The following is an 18,231-nucleotide window of genomic DNA, read 5'->3' as shown; positions in this document are numbered from 1 at the left end:
GGGATGAGTCGGGGGGCTACCGTGTCCGAGATATTCGAACAGACGCCCGCACCGGGGGCGGCGATCGATTCGCCCGGGGTCGCGGCCCACATCGATCGTGCTCGCGGACACGAACTCCGGAAGCGGCTACGGGGGTTGGCCTACGGGCTGGTGATCTCCGGCGGGACGCTCGGCTACGGGTACGGGCTTCCGGACGCGCCGGGGGCGATCGCGTCGGCGCTGGTCGGCGTGGTGTTCACGATCGTTTTCCTGCTCGTGGTCTCCGCGAGGTTCTCCATTCACCGCGGCACGAGCCGGACGATGCGTCGGGTGTTGCGAGAACACCCGTGGGTGCCGGTGCCGTTCACCTTCACGCGGGTGGAGCACCAGGACGGGTATCCGATGGAGGGCATCCGGCTGCTCAAGGCGAACGGCGAGACGCTGCTCGAAGTCGGCGTGCGCTGGAGGGCCGAGGTGTTGCAACAGGTGCGCGCGTCCGGTGTCACGCGCGTGTGGTGCGCCGGGGATCCGGCGACCCGCGCGGTCATCGCGTTGCCCGGCGGGCTGCACGCCTTCGTCTACACGCCGGACGCCGCGCCCAGTCGCGCGCTCGGCCCCACCGACGCCGGTCACGATCCGCACGGCGGTGTCCCGGCCGGCGTCGATCCCGCCGGGCTGGTCCTGCCGGCGCGACGCGGGGTGCGCCTGCTCCGGCTGGTCGCCTGGCACGGCGGCGCGCTGATCGTGCTGGCGCTCGTCGGCGGCCTGTTCGGGACCGCCGACGAGGATGCGGCCCCGATCCGGAGTTACCTCGGACTGCCCCTGGCCTATGTCACCGTGCCGATCATCATGTGCTTCATCCCGCTGACCGTGCCCACGGTGCGGATCGACGGCGTCGGCATCACCCGAACCTCCTTTCGCGGCAAGGTCTCCCACCTGGATTGGACGCAGCTGACCGAGGTCGAATGGGCGGGAGGTGTGTTGCGCGCCCACCTGCCGGCCGCCGCGAGCGCGCCGGGGTGGCACCTCGCGGCCCACGCCGGTGGCCGGCGCAGCACGCAGGTCTTCCAGGAACGATTCGGCCTGGCCAAGGCGGAACGCACGGCCCGCCGAGCGGCGCTCGCGGCCGCGCTGCCCTATTTCGCCTGGACGATCGCGGGCGCGCAGGTGCGCATCGACGTGGGCGGCGGCTCCGCCGCGGACCCGGGGCCGACGAACCGCTGAGGCCGCGATCGGGCGGTGGGTCAGCTCCGCGGCGGCCGGGTGCGGGCGAGCGCGCCCGCGCCGTGCCGCACGCCCGCACGGACGCCGGTACGCACGCCGCCGGCCGAGCCGAGTTCGCGCAGTGCGTACAGCAGCACCACGATGTCGTCGATCAGGATCGGGTCGGGCAGCAGATCCACCGGGCTGATCGCGTAGATCAGCGCGCCCAGGAACAACGCCCGGTCGCGCGTGCTCGCGTCCGGGCCGCGCACCAGCCGCCAGGTCCGCCACAACCTGCGGACCAGGACGACCACGATCACCAGCGTCACCACGAACACGAGCGCCGCGACGCCGATCAGGATCCAAAGCCGGGTGTCCACGTCGGGACGTCTGCCCCGTCAGCCGCCGCCCACCCAGACCGTCTTGGCATTGCAGAACTCGCGGATGCCCGGTCGGGCGAGTTCGCGGCCGTAGCCGCTGGTCTTGACGCCGCCGAAGGGCAGTTCGGGGTGCGAGGTGACCATGCCGTTGAGGAATACCGCGCCGGCCTCCAACTCGGCCGCGCAGCGCTGCTGTTCGGCCTCGTCGTCGGTCCAGGCGTTGGCCCCCAGGCCGAACGGCGTCGCGTTGGCCAGCTCGATCGCCGCGTCCAGGTCGGCGACCCGGTACAGGCCGGCGACCGGGCCGAACACCTCCTCGCGGTACATCCGCATCTCCGGGGTCAGCTCGGCGACCACGGTCGGCGGGTAGTACCAGCCGGGGCCTGCGGGTCGCTCGCCACCGCACAGGATCCGGGCCCCCTTGGCCCGGGCGTCCTCGACCTGTTCGGTGACGTCGCGCAGGCCCTGTTCCTGGGCGAGCGGGCCGATGTCGGTGCCCTCGGCGGTCGGGTCGCCGACCCGGAGCGCGGCCATGTTCGCGGTGAACGCCGCGGCGAACGCGTCGTAGACGTCGGTGTGCACGATGAAGCGTTTGGCCGCGATGCAGCTCTGCCCGTTGTTCTGGGTGCGGGCGGTGGTGGCGACCTTGGCGGCGGCCTCGACGTCGGCGGAGGGCAACACCAGGAAGGGGTCCGAGCCGCCCAGTTCGAGCACGGTCTTCTTCAGCTCGCGGCCGGCGATCGCGGCGATCGAACGCCCGGCGCCCTCGCTGCCGGTCAGCGTGGCGGCCACCACGCGCGGATCGCTCAAGACCCGCTCGACCCGCGCGGACCCGATCAACAGCGCCTGGAAGGCCCCTTCGGGAAAACCCGCCCGGGTGAACAAGTCGCCCAGGTACAGCGCGGTCCGCGGCACGTTCGACGCGTGCTTGAGCAGCCCGGTATTGCCCGCCATCAACGCGGGCGCGGCGAACCGCATCGCCTGCCACAGCGGGAAGTTCCACGGCATCACGGCCAGCACCGGACCGAGCGGCTCGTACCGCACGTACGCCTTGCGCGCGCCGACCGCCTGCGCGTCGGCCGGCTCGTCGGCCAGGAAGGCCGCCGCCCGATCGGCGTAGAACCGACACAACCGGGCGCACTTGGCCACCTCGGCCTCGGCGGCGGCGAGCGTCTTGCCCATCTCCGCCGTCATCGTCGCCGCGACCTCGGCCCGGTCCGCGTCGAGCAGGTCGGCGGCTCGGCGCATCGCCTTGGCACGGACCTCGTAGGAGTCCCGCCGGTGCGCCCGGAACACCTCGTCGGACCGGGCGATCCGGGCCTCGATCTCGGGTTCGCTCAGTTCGGCGAACTCCTCGATCGTCTCTCCGGTGGCCGGATTGACGGACGCGATGGCCATGGGTCCTCCAGATACGGCAGGTGCCTGCGGCGGGTGCGGGCATCGATCGGTGCACCCCGCCGACCCCGTTACCCGCACGGCGCCCGCTGACACAAGGGTTCGGGTGTCGGCGCCGCCTGGGACCATCCGCGCCATGAAGGAAGAAGCGATCCCGATCCTGCGCGTGGCCGACGCCCCCGCTTCCGTCGCCTGGTACACGCGGCTGGGCTTCGTCCGCGAGTGGGAACATCGGTTCGAGCCGGGCTTCCCGGCGTTCGTGTCCATCGCCCGGGGCGATGTGCGGCTGTTCCTGAGCGAACACACGGGCGACGCGCGGCCGGACACGTTGGTGTATCTGCGGGTGGCGGACGTCGACGGGCCGGCCCGGGAGTTCGGCGTGGCGGTCGAGGAAGCGCCTTGGGGCCGGGAGGTGCACTTGACGGACCCGGACGGGAATCGGCTGCGGATGGGGGTGCCCGGCGAGGGGTGAGGCGCCGATCGACCGATCGCACGGGATCCTCGATCCTCAGCCGTCCTCGTCCGGGCGGAACGGTGGCGTCGGGCCCGGCTTGAGGGAGCGCCAGATCGGGAGGTCGACAGGGCGACCGTCGCGGAGTTGGAACATGCCTGCCCTGACCCGCACATCCTGGTGCGACGCCGCTGCCCGGGCGAACGCGGCGCGGTCGTCAAGGAGGTGGGCCGCCGCCGTGAACGCCGTCCGGGTGGCCGTCTCGACGGCTTCGGCCTCCCGCGTCAGCCGGTTCGCGACGGAGCGCACCCATGCGTCGAACTCGTCGGGCACCAGGTCGAGAAGCGCGTCGAAGGGGACGGTCTGCTCGGTCACCTCCGATGTCGCACAGGACAGCGCGTAGGCGACCGGACCGGGGTCGCGGTCGGCGAAGCGCTGCATGCCCAGGTAGCGCCAGATGTCGCGTTCGCTCACCCCGGTGAGGATGCGATGCAACCGCACGTAGTCCGCGAGCTTGACCTTGACCCGCAGCCCGGAGGCGTGGCGCAACACCCAACCCTCGGCCGCCATACCGTCGACCGGCACCCCGTCGAGCCGACGATTGTCCCGCGCCGCGCGCACCACCTCGGCCAACGAGGCGGCCGGCCACGAGCGAACCACCCGGCCGCCCATCCGGATCCAGGTATCGGCATGCGCGGCCAACGGCTGCTCGACGCCGTCCCGGCCCACCACGGCGAGCAACACCAGGGTGTGCTCCGCGCCGTTGTCCACGACGATGCGGTTGTCCGGGTGGATGATCTCGGTGACGTAGCCGACCTCGGGATCGAGCGTTTCGCCGGCCCGCTCGTCCAGCCATGCCTGCGCCCAGCCGGCCTGGCGGGACGTGAAGGTCCCCTTGGACGCGGCCCGCCACCGACCGGCGTAGTGGAAGACCAGACCCAGCGAGCCGTCCTCCTTGTCGAAGACCTCGAACCCGTCGTCGGGCAGCGACGGCGCGTACGCCTTGCCGAGTTCGTGCTCGGTGTGGCCGAAGAACTTGGGCAGCGCGGGACCGACGACGCGCCCGGTCGTGTCCTCCAGGATCAGCCCGCGGCAGCGCAGGGTCACCGGAGTCCAGCGCCGCTCGAACACGCAGGTGCGGGTGTAGGTGTAGATGGACAACGGGAGTTCGGGGTGCGAGCGGCGGACGACCAGGCCGAGGTCGAGGGCCCGCACGAGGTCGTCGTGCGGGAACAGGTCATCGCACGCGCCGTATTCGATCATGCGACGGCAGCGTAGCGACGGGCCGCCGTCGGGTCGGCCGATTATTCGGGGGGCTTCGCTCCGCCGCCCGTCAGTACGCCCCGGGCCAGGGTTGCCAGGGCGTTCTTGATGCGGTCGGGGGAGATGTCCTGTTCGCGCTGTCGGCGGTAGATCTCCGGGGCCAGCGGGGCGAGCAGTGTGTCCGCGAGTGCCTCGGGGTCCGGGTGATCCGCTGTCAGGACGCGCACGTGCGTGTACCAGAAGCCGTAGGCGCCGGTGCGGTAGCGCGCGCTGCCGGTCTCCGCGCCCAGGAGCAGGTGTACGTGTCGCTCCAGCAGGTCGACCATCGCCGCGTAGAAGGCCGTCAGGCGCTCCGCCGGATCGTCTTCGTCCGGGCCCAACGGGGGCGCGCCGCGCAGGATTTCGTGTTGCAGCGCGCGCTCGTGTTCGTCCAGCAGGGCACGGGCGATCGAGGCCCGGTCCGGGTAGCGGCGATACAGCGTGCCGCGGCCGATGCCCGCGGCCTTGGCGATGTCCTCCATCGTGACCTCGGCCGGGTCGCCGGCCGCGAACAGTTCCTCGGCGGCGGCCAGCACCCGGGCCCGGTTCCGGGCCGCGTCGGCGCGCTCCCGCGGTCGCGCCGCACCGTCTTCGGCGACCGGGAGGCCCGTGAGCAAGTCGGTGCGTTTCGTCATGTTCCCCACCCTAACCAGCAAGTGGACATGCTGTCCACTTAGCTGTTACGGTCCTCCCAGGAAAGCGGACACCACGTCCACTTAATCTTCGGGAGCACCCATGCCGCACCTTCTGCACCTCGACTCCAGCGCCCGCGCCGACTCCTTCTCCCGGACCCTGGGCGCGGCCTTCGCCGACGCGTGGCGCACCGCGCGGCCGGACGCCGAGTACACCCACCGCGACCTCACCGCCCGTCCCGTGCCACCGATCGACCAGCCCTGGACCGAGATCTGCGACACGATGCTGCGCGAGGGGATCACCGAGATCGCCGACTACCCGCGCGCGGTCCGCACGCCCGAGCAGCGCAAGGCGTGGGACACGGTCGAACCGCTGTTGGCCGAACTGGTCGCCGCGGACGTCGTGTTGATCGGCGCGCCGATGTACAACTTCGGCGTGCCCGCGCAGCTCAAGAGCTGGATCGACCAGGTCACCTTCCCGAAGATGTCGCTGGCGCCGCGCCGCTTCGTGGTGGCCTCGGCGCGCGGCGGCTCGTACCTGCCGGGCACGCCCCGGGCGCCGTTCGACCACCAGACGCGCTACCTCGTCGACTTCTTCACCGGGCACTACGCGATCTCGGACGCGATCGTGCTCGGTACCGAACTGACCAACACACTCGTGGACCCCGGGCTCGCCGAGCGCCGGGAGCAGCACGTGTCCTCGCACGCGCAGGCGCTCGGCCGCGCCGCGGAGCTGGGGCGCTCACTCGTGGAGGCGTACTGATGGCCTGGTTGATCCTGCTCGGCGCGGGCCTCGTCGAGGTGGTGTGGTCGCAGAGCATCAAGCCCACCGAGGGGTTCAGCAAACCGCTGCCGACCGCGATCTGCGTCGTGCTCGGGGCGACGGCGGTGTACCTGCTGTCACTGGCCATGCGCGATCTGCCGGTGGGTACGGCCTACGCGGCGTTCACCGGGATCGGCACGGTCGGCGCGATCACGCTGGGCATCACGTTCCAGCACGACGCGCTGAGCGCGGGCCGGATCGCGGCGCTCGCGCTGATCGTGGGCGGACTGGTGCTGGCCCGGCTGACCTCGACGGCGTGAGGGGAGGGCCCGACGACGCGGCGGGCCCGGCAACGTACGCCGGCCGAATCGACGCGCGACGGGCCGGCAACAAAGGGCAAACAGGATGCAACTTTAGTGACAGCGCTGGGCACGTTCGCGGCTATCGAGCCCACCCGCCCGGACCGGAGGCTGAGGAGGTGTCAGGACCCCCAGTCAAGGAGCACACCGCATGCCTCCCGGAAACCGCCGGCGCCCCCCGACCACGACTCCCCCGGCGACCCGGCCCGCCGCGCCGGACGAATACCGGCGCATCGATCACGACGATCGGGCCAAGGGCAGCGCGGCCGCTTCCCGAGGGCTGACCAAGTGCTACGGCGAGGGTGAGACCCGGGTCATCGCGCTGGACTCGGTCGACGTGGAGATCGGCCGCGGTCGGTTCACCGCGATCATGGGCCCGTCCGGATCCGGCAAGTCCACCCTCATGCACTGCCTCGCGGGCCTGGACTCGGTCACCTCCGGGCAGAGCTGGATCGCCGACACCGAGATCACCGGGCTCAAGGACAAGGAACTGACCCGACTGCGGCGGGACAAGATCGGTTTCATCTTCCAGGCGTTCAACCTGCTGCCGACCCTGACCGCACTGGAGAACATCACGCTCCCGATGGACATCGCGGGGGTCAAGCCGGACCCGGCCTGGCTGGACACCGTGATCGACACGGTCGGTCTGCGCGACCGGCTCAAGCACCGGCCCAGCGAGCTCTCCGGCGGTCAGCAGCAGCGTGTGGCGTGTGCCCGGGCGCTGGCGAGCAAGCCGCAGATCATCTTCGGCGACGAACCGACCGGCAACCTCGACTCGCGCTCCGGCGCCGAGGTGCTCGGTTTCCTCCGCAGCAGTGTCTACGACCTGGGCCAGACCATCGTGATGGTCACCCACGACCCCAATGCGGCGTCCTACGCGGACCGGGTGCTGTTCCTGGCCGACGGCAGGGTCGTGGACGAGATGTTGTCGCCGACCGCGGACACGGTGCTGGCGCGCATGCAGCGCTTCGCCCGCGCGACGAGCTGAGGCGGCGCCATGTTGAAGGCCACGTTCCGCAGCTTCCTCGCGCACAAGGCGAGAATGGTCCTGTCCGCACTCGCGATCCTGTTGTCGGTCGCGTTCGTGGCGGGCACCCTGATGTTCACCGACACGATCAGCAAGACCTTCCACGACCTCTCCCGCACCGCCGCGGCCGACGTGACGGTCAAGCCCAAGTCCGAGTTCCGCGAGGACCGGCTCGGCCGCACCGGCCAGCAGCCGACGGTGCCCGAGAGCGCCGTGGCCACCGCGCGCGCGGTGCCCGGCGTCGCCGACGCGCATCCCGACGTCGTGGTCACCAACGTGATCGTCGTCGACGGCAAGGGCAAGAAGGTCGGCCTGACCTCGGAGCCACAGGTGCAGGCGGCCGACTGGTTCCCGAACAAGCAGTCCCCGGTCAGGCTCGGCAAGGGCCGCGCACCACAGGGGCCCGACGAGGTCGTGCTGGACAGCGACGCGGCCGACCACAACAAGGTCCGGATCGGCGACAGGGTGCAGGTGATCGCCGCGCCGGGCACATTCGCTCCGACCGTGGTCGGGCTGGCCGACTACAAGACCATCAACCCGGGCGTGACCCTGCTGTTCCTGGACGGCACCGCGGCCCGGGCCCGACTGCTGGGCAAGCCCGGCGTGGTCACCTCGGTGTCGCTCACCGCGCAGCCGGGCGTCGACCAGAAGGAGCTCAAGGCCCGGGTCGCGGCCAAGCTCGGCGCGGGCTTCGAGCTCAAGACCCGGGAGGAGGAGGCCGACGCCGCCTCCGCCGACCTGGGCCAGGCGCTCAATGTGATCAAGTACGCGCTGCTCGGCTTCGCCGGCGTCTCGCTGCTGGTGGGCACCTTCCTGATCTTCAACACCTTCTCCATGCTCGTCGCCCAACGCACCCGCGAACTGGGGCTGATGCGCGCGATCGGAGCCAGTCGGGCCGATGTGAACCGCTCGGTGCTCGTGGAGGCGCTGCTGCTCGCGGTGGTCGGCTCCACGCTGGGCCTGCTCGGCGGATTCGGGCTCGGGCAGGGGCTGTTGACGCTGATGAGCGCGGTCGGCGTCGACCTCAAGGGCACCCCGCTGGAGATCAAACCCGCGACACCGATCATCGCCTACGCGGTGGGCGTGCTGGTCACCGTGGTCGCCGCCTATCTGCCCGCTCGCCGGGCGGCCCGGGTGAGCCCGATGGCCGCGCTGCGCGAGGCGGGCGCGCCGCCGGCGAAGTCGCTGCGCGGCCGGGCGATCGGCGGCGGTGTGGTCACCGTGCTCGGCGCGATCGGGCTGGCGACCGGCGCGTCCGCGACCAAGCTGGACCCGGCGCACGGGTTGGCCCTGGGCGGCGGCCTGGGCGGCACGCTGGTCGGGTTCATCGTGCTCGGACCGGTGCTGGCCCGCCTGGTGATCCCGTGGCTCGCGGGCACGTTCCCGCGCCTGTTCGGCACGGTCGGCCGGCTCAGCCGGGAAAACGCGCTGCGCAACCCGCGTCGCACCGGCGCCACGGCCGCCGCACTGATGATCGGCGTCGCGCTGGTCGCCTCGCTGTCGGTGGTGGCCACGTCGATGAAGGACTCGGTGGGCAAGCAGATCGACCAGCGTCTGGGCGCCGACTTCACCCTGGAGAGCACCGGCGGGCTCAACTTCGCCCCGAACGTGGCGGAGACGGTGCGCAAGGTGCCCGGCGTACGCGACGTGGTGCGCCAACGCGAGACCGAGGCGAAGGTCGTCTTCAACGGGTCGGCCGAGACCATCTCGGTGACCGGCGCCGACCCGGGCATCGACGGGATGTTGAAGCAGAAGTACACCGCCGGCAACGCCGCCGACGGGCTGGCCGCGGGCCGGATCACGCTGCCCAAGTCCTATGTGAAGGGTCGTCACCTCGGCATCGGCGGCACGGTGACGCTGCGCACGCCCAACGGCAGGAGTGCGGAGCTGCGGATCGGCGCGGTGATCGACGACGAGGGCATCGGGCTGGCCACCGCCGGCGGCGGCATGGTCGGCCTGGAGACGCTGAGCAAGCTGGTCCCGGAGCTGCTCGACTCGGTGATCATGGCCAACACCGCCGACGGGTCCAAGAGTTCGCAGGTGCGGGCGGCCCTGGACAACGCGCTCAAGCCCTTCCCGCAGGTGCAACTGCGCGATCAGGCGGACTACAAGCAGACCGTGCAGGACCAGACCAACCTGGTGTTGCAAATGGTCTACGGCCTGCTCGGGCTCGCGATCATCATCGCCATCCTGGGTGTGGTGAATACGCTGGCCCTGTCGGTGATCGAGCGCACGCGCGAGATCGGACTGCTCCGGGCGATCGGCATGTCGCGCGTACAACTGCGGCGGATGATCCGGCTGGAATCGGCGGTGATCGCGGTGTTCGGCGCGGTGCTCGGGCTCGCCCTCGGGGTGGGCTGGGGGGTCGCGGCGCAGCGCATGTTGGCATCGCAGGGCCTCGATGTGTTGACCATCCCGTGGCTGACCATCGCCGAGGTCGTCGTCGGCGCGGGCGTGGTGGGCCTGCTCGCCGCCCTGCTGCCGGCCCTGCGGGCCTCGCGGATGAACGTACTGGCCGCGATCTCCACGGAATGACCACCCTTCGATGATCGACACCGCCGCCCGATCCGACGGTGCGCCGGCGTCCCTCGCCGGCGCACCGTCGCTGCTGCGGCGGCCGGGGTCCGGGCCCGGCTACCGTGGCCGGGTGAGCTTCCGTGCCTGGTCGGCGACCCGCCGCTCGTTCGGGTTCGACGTACTGGTCTCGGCGATCGCCGTCGCGCTGGGCCTGGCCCTGCGCATGGGGCGGGACCCGGGTCTGGTCGACTGGCCGTACACGCACCAGGTGAGCGCGGTGCTGGCGGGCGGGCTGCTGCTCGATCGCCGGCGCGCGCCGTTCGGCTCGGGGGTGGCGATCTGTGCCGTGTCCCTGCTGTTTCCCACCCACGCGCTCTTCTTCGCGGCCTACGCCGCCGGGGCCTACCTGGAGGACCGGCGGCGCGCGGTCGCACTGATCGCCGCCCTGGTGCTGACGGTCGCCCAACCGTGGAACCACCCGGACGCGCCGAGCATCGTCGGCGGCGCCGGCGTGGCGCTGGTGCCGGCGCTGCTCGGCCTCTATGTCGCCGTGCGCCGCCGATTGCGCCTGGATCGCCTCGATCGGGCCGAGCGCGAACGCGAGTTGCTCTTCGAGCAGGTGCGGATGGAGGAACGGGCCCGGATCGCGGGCGAGATGCACGACGTGATCACCCATCGGGTCAGCCTGATGGTGCTCCAGGCGGGTGCCCTGCGCACCCGGGCCCGGGAGGAGGACGTGCGCGCGACGGCGGAGGAACTGCGCCTGGTGGGCTGCAAGGCGCTGGAGGAATTGCGCACTCTGGTCGCGGTCACCCGGTCGGAGCAGCAGATGGGTTCGGTGGTGGCCGCGCCGCGCGCGGTGCTCGACGTGTCCGATCTGGTGGCCGACTCGCGCTCGGCGGGCGTATCCGTCGACGTACTCACCCTGGGCGAGCCGTACGCCACCTCGCCGGTGGTCGGTCGGGCCGCCTATCGAGTCGTCCAGGAGGCATTGACCAACGTGCACAAACACGCGCCGGGCGCGGTGGTGGACGTACGACTGCACTACGTGGGCGACGAGGTGCAGATCACCGTGCGAAACTCGGCTCCCACCCGGGTCGCCGACGTCGCCCTGGGCACTGGTGGCAGCGGCCTGCTCGGTCTGCGCAAGCGGGTCGAACTGGTGGCCGGCACGCTGCGTACCGGCCCGCTGCCCGACGGCGGCTACGAACTGCTCGCCGTACTACCGGCCGGCGCATCGACCACGAAATCCGGAGACCCCGCATGATCCGCGTCCTGCTCGTCGACGACGAACGTATGGTGTGCGCGCACCTGCGCACGATTCTCGGCGTGGCCGACGACATCGAGGTGATCGGCGAGGCGTACGACGGCGCGGAGGCGGTCGAGTCGGTCCTGCGCCATCGGCCCGACCTGGTGCTGATGGACCTGCACATGCCGGGAGTGGACGGGCTGACCGCGATCGAACAGATCGTCGACCTGCCGAACGCGCCTCGGGTGATCGTGCTGACCACGTTCGGTCTGGAGCAGTACATCCTGCGCGTGTTGCACGCGGGCGCGGCCGGGTTCCTGCTCAAGGACACCCCGCCGGAGGATCTGATCGGTCTGGTTCGGGTCGCGATGGACGGACACACCGTGCTGTCTCCGGCGGTGACCCGCGACCTGGTCACCGCGTCCTCGGGACGCAACGCGGCCCGCGAGCGCGCCGTACTGGCCGTCGCGTCGTTGACCGAGCGCGAGATCGAGGTACTCACCTGCATCGGCGAGGGGTTGTCCAACGCGCAGACCGCCGACCGACTGTTCCTGAGCGAGACCACCGTCAAGAGTTACGTCTCCCGCATGCTCACCAAACTGGAGTGCGCGAACCGCACCCAGGCGGGCCTACTGGCCTACGACGCGGGCCTGATCCGCCGCTGACCCGAGTGCGGACGAGCCACCGGGCGGCGGCGGTGCGGACCGCGGGCCTCGGTGCGACGGCGGCGCGTGCTCGGTAACCTCGGAGGCGTCCGACCCCGGTCGGATCCGTGAACCGAAGGGGTGCGCATGTCGGTGACGCTCACGAAGGGCGGCAACTGCCCGTTGGCGGTGGCTGCCGTACTGGTGGAGGTCGCCGCCGAGGCGCCCGTGGACGTCTCGGCGCTGCTGCTCGCCGCATCCGGAAAGGTGCGCACGGACGCCGACTTCGTCTTCTACAACCAGCCGACCGGGCCCGGCGTGCGACTGCGCGCGGGCGCACCGGGCCGACCGGCCGCCGTGCAGGTGGACACCGCGGCGGTGCCGGCGGACGTCCAGACCATCGTGGTGACGCTGAGCCTGGACGAGGGCCCCGGCACACCGGCCACCTTCGGCGGAACGGCGCCGCCGACCGCGACCGTGCGCGATGCCACCGGCGAAGCGCTGGTCACCTTCACCCCGCACGGACTGGGTCGGGAAACCGCGCTGGCGATGCTGGAGTTGTACCGGCGCGGCGGCGCGTGGAAGGTGCGCGCGGTCGGCCAGGGCTACGCCAACGGACTCGCGGGCATCGCCACCGACTTCGGCGTCGCGGTCGACGACGAACCGACCCCGCCGACCGGCCGCCCGGGCACGCCGCCGGCACCGTCGGGCGGGCCCACGCGACAGGAGCGTCCGGAGACGCCCGCACAGACCGTGCCGACTCCGGCTCCGGCGCGCCCGCAGGCCCCGGCGCCCGATGAGCCGCCGCCGGTCCCCGTCGCGCCGCTGCTCCCGCACGAACCACCCAGGCCCGCGCCGATCCCGCCGCCGGTGCCACGACGCCCGGTGACCGTGCAGCCCACCGCGCCTGCGGAGCCGACGCCACCGCCTCCGCCGGCCCCGGTGTCGGCCCCGACTCCCGCTCCTGCTCCTGCTCCGACGGTGGCGGCCACCGTCCCGCTGCCGGTCGGCGGCACCCACACCGGTGGAGCGATCAACCTCGACAAGGGCCGGGTCAGCCTGCGCAAGGACCAGTCGGTCTCGCTGGTCAAGACCGGCGCCCCGCCGTTGACCCGGATCCGGATGGGCCTGGGCTGGGACCCGGCCAAGGCCGGCAGCAGCATCGACCTCGACGCGTCCTGTATCGCGTTCGACGCGCAGGGCAAGAAGGTCGTCACCGTCTGGTTCATGAAGCTGTCCGGCCTCAACGGCGCGATCGTGCACTCCGGCGACAATCTCACCGGTGAGGGCGAGGGCGACGACGAGTCGATCGTGGTCCGGCTGGACGCGTTGCCACCGCAGGTCACCGGGCTCGTGTTCACCGTCAACTCGTTCCTGGGGCAGAAGTTCACCGAGGTCTCCCGCGCCTTCTGTCGCCTGGTCGACGACACCACCGACGCCGAGTTGGTGCGCTTCGACCTGTCCGCCACCGAACCGCGCACCGGCGTGCTGATGTGCAAGCTGGTGCGCGAGGGTCCCGTCTGGTCGATGACGGCACTCGGCCGCTTCGCCGACGGCCGCACCGTGCGCAAGCTGGTGGACCCGGCCCGTGAGGCGCTCGACGGCTGACTCGACGGGGCGGCGTCGAGCCGGGCGCGGTCACGGGCAGCGTTCGCCGTACTTGACCACGCCCACGGTCACCGGGTCCGCGACGGGTTGCCCCTCGGCTGGGCGCTGGGTGCAGACGATCCAGTGCGTCTCGATCAGCACGAGCCGACTCCCGCCCAGGTCCTCGGTCTTGACGTGCGCGTCGCCGCGCAGCGCCCGGCGGACCACGGTGACGCTGCGGCCGACCAGGCCGGGCATGCGTCCGTCGACCACCTTGGGCGCCCGGGTCGGCACGGCACCGGCCGGGCACTTCTCGTCGTGCCGGACCACGCCCAGGTCGACCGGGAGTTCCTTGGCCAGCGGGCCCGACTCGGGAGTCTGATCGCACACGTGCCAATTGCTGAAAACGAACTGCCGTCGGCCGCGCCCACTCGCGTCGTGCGAGGTGACGGATCGGTAGCCGGCCCGGCGGGCGCCGTCCCACGCCTGTTGCAGGTCGACCCCGACCAGGTCCGGCAGTACGTTCTTCGGCACCGGTGCGGGCTTGGCCCGCCGGGTCTGCGGCGCCGCCGATACCGGACCGGTGGGTGCCGGCGCCGTGGCGGCGACCCGCGCGCCGTCGGCCGCCGTCGACCGGGTGTCGTCCTTGCGGTCCCGGTTGATCAGCCCCACGATCACCAGCGCCGCGGCCACCGCACAGATCAACGCGAGCCGCTGCCTCGGGTTCCGCCACCACTTCATGCCCCCACGATGCGGCCGAGGCCCGCGAAACGGGGGCAATTCACCCCCGGATCACCGGTTCGTGTGGTTCACACCCGAGTCCGGTCCCGCACCCGCACCCGAATCCGCGTCCGAACCCGAATTCGCAGCCGCCTCCCCGGCCCCGCCCCCGCCCTCCGCGATCGCACTCGCGAACCCCGGCCCAGTCCCGGCCACCAGCGCCTCGCGCACCGCGAACTCGGTCGCCTGCCGCGCCATCTCCGCTCGGGACGGACCGGGCGCACCGATCACGATCCGGGTGGCCAGCCCGTCCAGCAACGCGTGCAGCCGCAGTACATATCCGTCCGGATCCGGATGCGGCGCGATCAGCGCGCGCAGGTCCGCCATCCACGGGCCCTCGATCTCCGCGCTCGCGGCCAATACCTCCGGATCGGCCGGCGACCGCGTCCACACCTCCAGCCACAACGTCCACCGCGAGTCCGCTCGCTCGTCGGGCAGGTAGAGGTCGATGTAGCCGGCGAGCCGCTCGGCGAGCGACACGCCGACGGCGGTCAGCAGCGCCCGGCGGCGCTGCGCGAATCCCTGCTCGCTCCAGCGCAGCGTCTCCACCAGGAGTTGTTCCTTGGACCCGAAGTAGTACGCGACGTGACCGCCGCTGATCCCGATCCGCTTGCCCAGGCCCGCCATGGTCAGTCGGCCCAGTCCGTGCTCGGCGATCGCGTCCATCGCCGCCTGGAGCACCACCTCCCTGGGCTGTTCCAACCGCTTGCGCCGTGTCCCCGCCATGCTCAGCACCCCTGGTTCGTTCGACGGCGGACCTCGCCTTCCGCCATGTTAGAACGTCGTTCAATACCGCGCCCGGCGAACCGGCGGCCCCATACTGGCGAGAGGCAGCGTCCACCTCGACGAGAGGACCCACCGTGGCATCCCAGCCGCTCACCGACGCCGAACTGACCAAGGCCCTCGCCGACCTCCCGGGCTGGCGGGTCACCGACGGCGAACTCACCGCGACCTACAAGTGCGCCCGAGCCGACGTCCCCGCGTTCTACGCGACCGTCGCCGCAGCCGAGGACCAGGCGAACCACCACGCCCGGATCACCATCCTCTACGGCACCCTGTCGTTCGCCCTGACCACCCACGACGCGGGCGACCGGATCACCGCCACCGACGTCGAGTTCGCCACCCGAGTAGCCTCCTTCGCCGCAGCCCACGGCGCCGAGAACGTCACCTCACGGAGCTAGGCCCGGCCCCGAGCCGACCCCGCCGCCGGCGAAGCCTCCGGCCGTGGCATCACCACATCCGGCCGCCCGACGTCGAAGCACCCGTCCCGAGGGGCAGCCCCTCGGTTCCACACCGGCGCCGTCCCGCTTCGACGCCCGGCCCGCAGCACGCGGGTGCCGCCCCCGCACGCCCGGGACGCCCCGGCCCGCCCGCGCCCACGCGCCCACCCGCCCCGCCGCCTGCCCGCCGGGCCACACAGGCTTCACTCGGTGCTTTCTGGGCGTTCATCCGGGCGACCCGCACGCCGCCTAGCCTCCGGGCATGAGCACCGACGCATCGGCGTCCCACCCCGTTTCGGCCACCCTTCGCGGCTGGCTTCTTCCGATCGCCGGCGCCGGGTCGGCCGGTTGGCTGATCGGGACGTACGCGATCCGCGCCGCCGCCCAGGGTTCGTGCGACGACTTCGGGCAACGCGGCTGCACGGGCGACGACTTCGGCCCCTCCCTGATCGGGCTGGCCGGCCTGGTGCTGCTGCTCGCGCTGGTGGCCGGCGCGGTCGCGGCCACCGCCGGCCGGCGCGGCCTGCCCGCGTTCGCCGGCGCCCTGCTGTTCGCGGGCACCGTCGCCGTCCTGGCCGCGTTCACCGAACCCGCCGCCGACGCCGGCTGGTACGTCCCCACGGCGACCACCGTCGCCCTCGTCGTCCTGCTGCTCACCCTCGCCGCCTTCGGCACGAGCGAACGTGGCCCGGCACCCCGCCACGCCCCGACGGCCGCCGACACCGCGAAGCCGGCCGAGTCGCTCGCCGTCGGCCCACCCGCCGACCGGCACTGAGTCGTCATCCCGCATTCGCCGACGGACGCCAGGACCCGCCCATGACCATCGAAGCGCCCGCCGGCCACAGCGTGCGCGCCCACTGGATCGGGTGGCTGACACCGCTGTTCGTCGCCGGCCCGCTCGGTGCCCTGCTCGGCTCCGGATTCGACGGGTCCCCCGGCCTGTGGGCGCTCGAATTCACCGCGCTGCTCCTGGTACTGGTGATCGCCGGCACGGTCTCCCCGATCACCGAGGCATCCGTCCCGCTGGGCGTGCTGATTCCCGTCACCCTCGCCGCCACCCTGCTGGGCGCCTGGGCCGGCATCGGCCCCGCTCCCCACTGGCTGCTCGCGATCGCCGGTGCGCTGCTGCTCGTCGCCGCCGCCGCGACCCGATGGGTGCTCCGCGAGCGGGTCCATTCTCGGGAGCGTGCTCGGGCCGCGGCGGCCGTCGAGGCGCGGCTGCGCGACGAGGCGGTGGAGGTGTCGGGGCTGGTGGTCGAGGTGAGTCGGCCGTCCGAGGGGTGGACGGCGAACGAGGCCCAACCCTTCCGCCTGGAGATCGACTTCCGCCGGGCCGACGGCACGTCCGCGCACGCCACGCACACCGAATACCGCCCCCGGTACGCCCGACCGCGCCTGGGCGCCGCGGCCCGGATCCGCTACGTCCCCGACGACCCCTCGATCCAGGCGATCACCCTCGCCGACGAGGAAACGTCGGACGCCGTACCGCACTCCACCGTCGAGGATCTGGCCACCCTGGCCCACCTGCACGCCACCGGTGCGCTCACCGACGACGAATTCGCCACCGCGAAGGCGCGCATCCTGCACGGCGGGTGATCGCCCGCGGCCCCACGGCACCCGCACCCGCCCCGCGAGCCCTCACACCTTCGGCTGCTGCTGGGTGATGCAGTGGATGCCGCCGCCGTTGGCGAAGATGTCGCGGGCGTCCACGAGTTCGATCGCGCGGCCGGGGAAGAGCTTGCCGAAGGTCGCGGCGTTCTCCTCGTCGCGCGGGTCGTCGAAGGCGCACAGGATCACCGCGCCGTTGGCGACGTAGTGGTTGATGTAGCTGAAGTCGACCCAGTCGTCGTGTGCTTCGAGCACGGTCGGCGCCGGGATCTCCACCACTTCGAGCGCTCGGCCGTGCGCGTCGGTGGAGGCCCGCAGCAGCGCCACATTCTCCTTGCCCACCTCGTGGTCCGGGTGCGCCGGATCGGGCTGCACGTGGGCCAGGACCAGTCCCGGGCGGGCGAACGACGCGACGATGTCGATGTGGCCCCGGGTGCCGTACATCCCGTAGTCGCGGGTCAGTCCGCGCGGCAGCCAGATCACCTTGCGCACCCCGAGGAACGCCTTCAGCTCGTCCTCGACCTGCTCCCGGGTCCACCCGGGATTGCGGCCCTCGTCGAGTTGCACGGTCTCGGTGATCAACACCGTGCCCTCGCCGTCGACATGGATGCCGCCGCCCTCGTTGACCATCCGCGAGGTGTAGCGCCGGGCGCCCGCGGCCTCGATCACCTGCTCGGCGATGTCCCGGTCGTGCTCCCACGAGGCCCACTCCTGGGCGCCCCAGCCGTTGAAGATCCAGTCGGCGGCGGCCAGTTCGCCCGGCCCGCCGGTCAGGAACGTCGGGCCGATGTCGCGCATCCACGCGTCGTCGAGCGGGCGCTCCGACACGGCGAGCGGCCGGCCGACGTACCGCGCCACGGTGTCCGACTCGCCGATGTCGGTGATCATCGTCACCGGCTCGTAGCGGGCGATCGTCTCGGCCACCCGACCCCACGCGGTCCGCGCGGTGTGCAGATCCTCCTCGGCGAAGGTCTCGTTGCGGCTGGGCCAGGCCATCCAGGTGCGCTCGTGCGGAGCCCACTCGGCGGGCATCGAAAAGCCGTCTGCGGCCGGGGTGTTCGTCATCTCGAAATTCCTTCGGACTCAACTGTCCAGAGCAACGAATCTCTGGAGCACGGATCTTTGGAGCACGACC

The 18,231-nt window shown here is 72.0% G+C and carries 19 protein-coding genes; 12 read left to right on the top strand and 7 right to left on the bottom strand.

Going from position 1 to position 18,231, the window contains the following annotated elements; genetic code table 11:
- Window positions 1–21 precede the first annotated feature (21 nt).
- Window positions 22–1,203: a hypothetical protein gene (locus ABZ374_RS11400; protein ID WP_360309487.1), complete on the top strand. Its 1,182-nt coding sequence runs from the start codon at window positions 22–24 to the stop codon at window positions 1,201–1,203.
- Window positions 1,204–1,223: 20 nt separating this feature from the next.
- Here ABZ374_RS11400 and ABZ374_RS11395 read toward each other — a convergent pair whose 3' ends face one another.
- Both ABZ374_RS11395 and ABZ374_RS11390 read right to left on the bottom strand, forming a co-directional pair.
- The gene (locus ABZ374_RS11395) at window positions 1,224–1,562 is read right to left on the bottom strand and encodes a YkvA family protein (protein WP_360309485.1); all 339 of its coding nucleotides are present in this window, start codon (window positions 1,560–1,562) and stop codon (window positions 1,224–1,226) included.
- A gap of 18 nt (window positions 1,563–1,580) precedes the next feature.
- Entirely contained in the window at window positions 1,581–2,960 is a 1,380-nt protein-coding gene (locus ABZ374_RS11390) for an NADP-dependent succinic semialdehyde dehydrogenase (RefSeq protein ID WP_360309484.1), read from the bottom strand.
- A gap of 133 nt (window positions 2,961–3,093) precedes the next feature.
- Between ABZ374_RS11390 and ABZ374_RS11385 the strand changes: the two genes are divergently transcribed.
- Complete coding sequence (locus ABZ374_RS11385; RefSeq protein ID WP_360309483.1) at window positions 3,094–3,429, top strand: glyoxalase superfamily protein; 336 nt, start codon at window positions 3,094–3,096, stop codon at window positions 3,427–3,429.
- Between the two features lie 36 nt (window positions 3,430–3,465).
- Here the strand turns inward: ABZ374_RS11385 and ABZ374_RS11380 are convergent, their stop codons facing one another.
- Both ABZ374_RS11380 and ABZ374_RS11375 read right to left on the bottom strand, forming a co-directional pair.
- A complete protein-coding gene (locus ABZ374_RS11380; protein ID WP_360309482.1) occupies window positions 3,466–4,671 on the bottom strand; it encodes an RNA ligase in 1,206 nt (401 codons plus the stop codon).
- Window positions 4,672–4,712: 41 nt separating this feature from the next.
- Window positions 4,713–5,345 (bottom strand): TetR/AcrR family transcriptional regulator, encoded by a 633-nt coding sequence (locus tag ABZ374_RS11375; RefSeq protein WP_360309480.1) that lies wholly within the window; start codon window positions 5,343–5,345, stop codon window positions 4,713–4,715.
- Window positions 5,346–5,445: 100 nt separating this feature from the next.
- Here ABZ374_RS11375 and ABZ374_RS11370 point away from each other — a divergent pair, with 100 nt between their 5' ends.
- From ABZ374_RS11370 to ABZ374_RS11340, 7 genes are all read left to right on the top strand, one after another.
- Window positions 5,446–6,105, top strand: coding sequence for an NAD(P)H-dependent oxidoreductase (locus ABZ374_RS11370; RefSeq protein WP_360309478.1), 660 nt, complete (start codon window positions 5,446–5,448; stop codon window positions 6,103–6,105).
- Window positions 6,105–6,425: a multidrug efflux SMR transporter gene (locus ABZ374_RS11365; RefSeq protein WP_360309476.1), complete on the top strand. Its 321-nt coding sequence runs from the start codon at window positions 6,105–6,107 to the stop codon at window positions 6,423–6,425. The genes ABZ374_RS11370 and ABZ374_RS11365 overlap by 1 nt, the downstream gene beginning before the upstream one ends.
- A gap of 190 nt (window positions 6,426–6,615) precedes the next feature.
- Window positions 6,616–7,452: an ABC transporter ATP-binding protein gene (locus tag ABZ374_RS11360; protein ID WP_360309474.1), complete on the top strand. Its 837-nt coding sequence runs from the start codon at window positions 6,616–6,618 to the stop codon at window positions 7,450–7,452.
- 9 nt (window positions 7,453–7,461) lie between these two features.
- Entirely contained in the window at window positions 7,462–10,026 is a 2,565-nt protein-coding gene (locus ABZ374_RS11355) for an FtsX-like permease family protein (protein ID WP_360309472.1), read from the top strand.
- Between the two features lie 112 nt (window positions 10,027–10,138).
- Complete coding sequence (locus ABZ374_RS11350) at window positions 10,139–11,275, top strand: histidine kinase (RefSeq protein WP_360309470.1); 1,137 nt, start codon at window positions 10,139–10,141, stop codon at window positions 11,273–11,275.
- Window positions 11,272–11,922 (top strand): response regulator transcription factor, encoded by a 651-nt coding sequence (locus ABZ374_RS11345; protein WP_360309468.1) that lies wholly within the window; start codon window positions 11,272–11,274, stop codon window positions 11,920–11,922. Before ABZ374_RS11350 ends, ABZ374_RS11345 begins: the two co-directional genes overlap by 4 nt.
- 126 nt (window positions 11,923–12,048) lie before the next feature.
- Window positions 12,049–13,509 (top strand): TerD family protein, encoded by a 1,461-nt coding sequence (locus ABZ374_RS11340; RefSeq protein WP_360309466.1) that lies wholly within the window; start codon window positions 12,049–12,051, stop codon window positions 13,507–13,509.
- A 30-nt stretch (window positions 13,510–13,539) separates the two neighbouring features.
- Here the strand turns inward: ABZ374_RS11340 and ABZ374_RS11335 are convergent, their stop codons facing one another.
- Both ABZ374_RS11335 and ABZ374_RS11330 read right to left on the bottom strand, forming a co-directional pair.
- Entirely contained in the window at window positions 13,540–14,229 is a 690-nt protein-coding gene (locus ABZ374_RS11335) for a hypothetical protein (protein WP_360309464.1), read from the bottom strand.
- A 51-nt stretch (window positions 14,230–14,280) separates the two neighbouring features.
- Window positions 14,281–14,994 carry a TetR/AcrR family transcriptional regulator gene (locus ABZ374_RS11330; protein ID WP_360309462.1) on the bottom strand — a complete coding sequence of 238 codons (714 nt, stop codon included), beginning with the start codon at window positions 14,992–14,994 and terminating at the stop codon, window positions 14,281–14,283.
- A 134-nt stretch (window positions 14,995–15,128) separates the two neighbouring features.
- Between ABZ374_RS11330 and ABZ374_RS11325 the strand changes: the two genes are divergently transcribed.
- The 3 genes from ABZ374_RS11325 to ABZ374_RS11315 all read left to right on the top strand — a co-directional run bounded on the left by ABZ374_RS11325 (window position 15,129) and on the right by ABZ374_RS11315 (window position 17,084).
- Window positions 15,129–15,449, top strand: coding sequence for a 4a-hydroxytetrahydrobiopterin dehydratase (locus ABZ374_RS11325; protein WP_360309460.1), 321 nt, complete (start codon window positions 15,129–15,131; stop codon window positions 15,447–15,449).
- A gap of 301 nt (window positions 15,450–15,750) precedes the next feature.
- Window positions 15,751–16,263 (top strand): hypothetical protein, encoded by a 513-nt coding sequence (locus ABZ374_RS11320; RefSeq protein ID WP_360309458.1) that lies wholly within the window; start codon window positions 15,751–15,753, stop codon window positions 16,261–16,263.
- A gap of 41 nt (window positions 16,264–16,304) precedes the next feature.
- Entirely contained in the window at window positions 16,305–17,084 is a 780-nt protein-coding gene (locus tag ABZ374_RS11315; protein WP_360309456.1) for an SHOCT domain-containing protein, read from the top strand.
- A gap of 42 nt (window positions 17,085–17,126) precedes the next feature.
- On the opposite strand, the gene ABZ374_RS11310 is transcribed toward ABZ374_RS11315, so the two are convergent.
- Window positions 17,127–18,161, bottom strand: coding sequence for an agmatine deiminase family protein (locus ABZ374_RS11310; RefSeq protein ID WP_360309454.1), 1,035 nt, complete (start codon window positions 18,159–18,161; stop codon window positions 17,127–17,129).
- Window positions 18,162–18,231 lie beyond the last annotated feature (70 nt).

Source organism: Embleya sp. NPDC005971 (genome assembly GCF_040629175.1).
In the GTDB taxonomy this organism is placed as follows: Bacteria; Actinomycetota; Actinomycetes; order Streptomycetales; family Streptomycetaceae; genus Embleya.
The sequence above is the reverse complement of the archived record's forward strand: the minus strand, read 5'-3'. Positions and strand labels throughout refer to the sequence as shown.

Excerpts from the sequence above, each read along its gene's own strand:
- ABZ374_RS11370 (WP_360309478.1), top strand. The coding sequence starts at position 5,446 with ATGCCGCACCTTCTGCACCTCGACTCCAGCGCCCGCGCCGACTCCTTC.
- ABZ374_RS11340 (WP_360309466.1), top strand. The coding sequence starts at position 12,049 with ATGTCGGTGACGCTCACGAAGGGCGGCAACTGCCCGTTGGCGGTGGCT.
- ABZ374_RS11365 (WP_360309476.1), top strand. The coding sequence starts at position 6,105 with ATGGCCTGGTTGATCCTGCTCGGCGCGGGCCTCGTCGAGGTGGTGTGG.
- ABZ374_RS11345 (WP_360309468.1), top strand. The coding sequence starts at position 11,272 with ATGATCCGCGTCCTGCTCGTCGACGACGAACGTATGGTGTGCGCGCAC.
- ABZ374_RS11380 (WP_360309482.1), bottom strand. The coding sequence starts at position 4,671 with ATGATCGAATACGGCGCGTGCGATGACCTGTTCCCGCACGACGACCTC.
- ABZ374_RS11310 (WP_360309454.1), bottom strand. The coding sequence starts at position 18,161 with ATGACGAACACCCCGGCCGCAGACGGCTTTTCGATGCCCGCCGAGTGG.
- ABZ374_RS11330 (WP_360309462.1), bottom strand. The coding sequence starts at position 14,994 with ATGGCGGGGACACGGCGCAAGCGGTTGGAACAGCCCAGGGAGGTGGTG.
- ABZ374_RS11360 (WP_360309474.1), top strand. The coding sequence starts at position 6,616 with ATGCCTCCCGGAAACCGCCGGCGCCCCCCGACCACGACTCCCCCGGCG.
- ABZ374_RS11320 (WP_360309458.1), top strand. The coding sequence starts at position 15,751 with ATGAGCACCGACGCATCGGCGTCCCACCCCGTTTCGGCCACCCTTCGC.
- ABZ374_RS11390 (WP_360309484.1), bottom strand. The coding sequence starts at position 2,960 with ATGGCCATCGCGTCCGTCAATCCGGCCACCGGAGAGACGATCGAGGAG.
- ABZ374_RS11375 (WP_360309480.1), bottom strand. The coding sequence starts at position 5,345 with ATGACGAAACGCACCGACTTGCTCACGGGCCTCCCGGTCGCCGAAGAC.
- ABZ374_RS11335 (WP_360309464.1), bottom strand. The coding sequence starts at position 14,229 with ATGAAGTGGTGGCGGAACCCGAGGCAGCGGCTCGCGTTGATCTGTGCG.
- ABZ374_RS11315 (WP_360309456.1), top strand. The coding sequence starts at position 16,305 with ATGACCATCGAAGCGCCCGCCGGCCACAGCGTGCGCGCCCACTGGATC.
- ABZ374_RS11355 (WP_360309472.1), top strand. The coding sequence starts at position 7,462 with ATGTTGAAGGCCACGTTCCGCAGCTTCCTCGCGCACAAGGCGAGAATG.
- ABZ374_RS11385 (WP_360309483.1), top strand. The coding sequence starts at position 3,094 with ATGAAGGAAGAAGCGATCCCGATCCTGCGCGTGGCCGACGCCCCCGCT.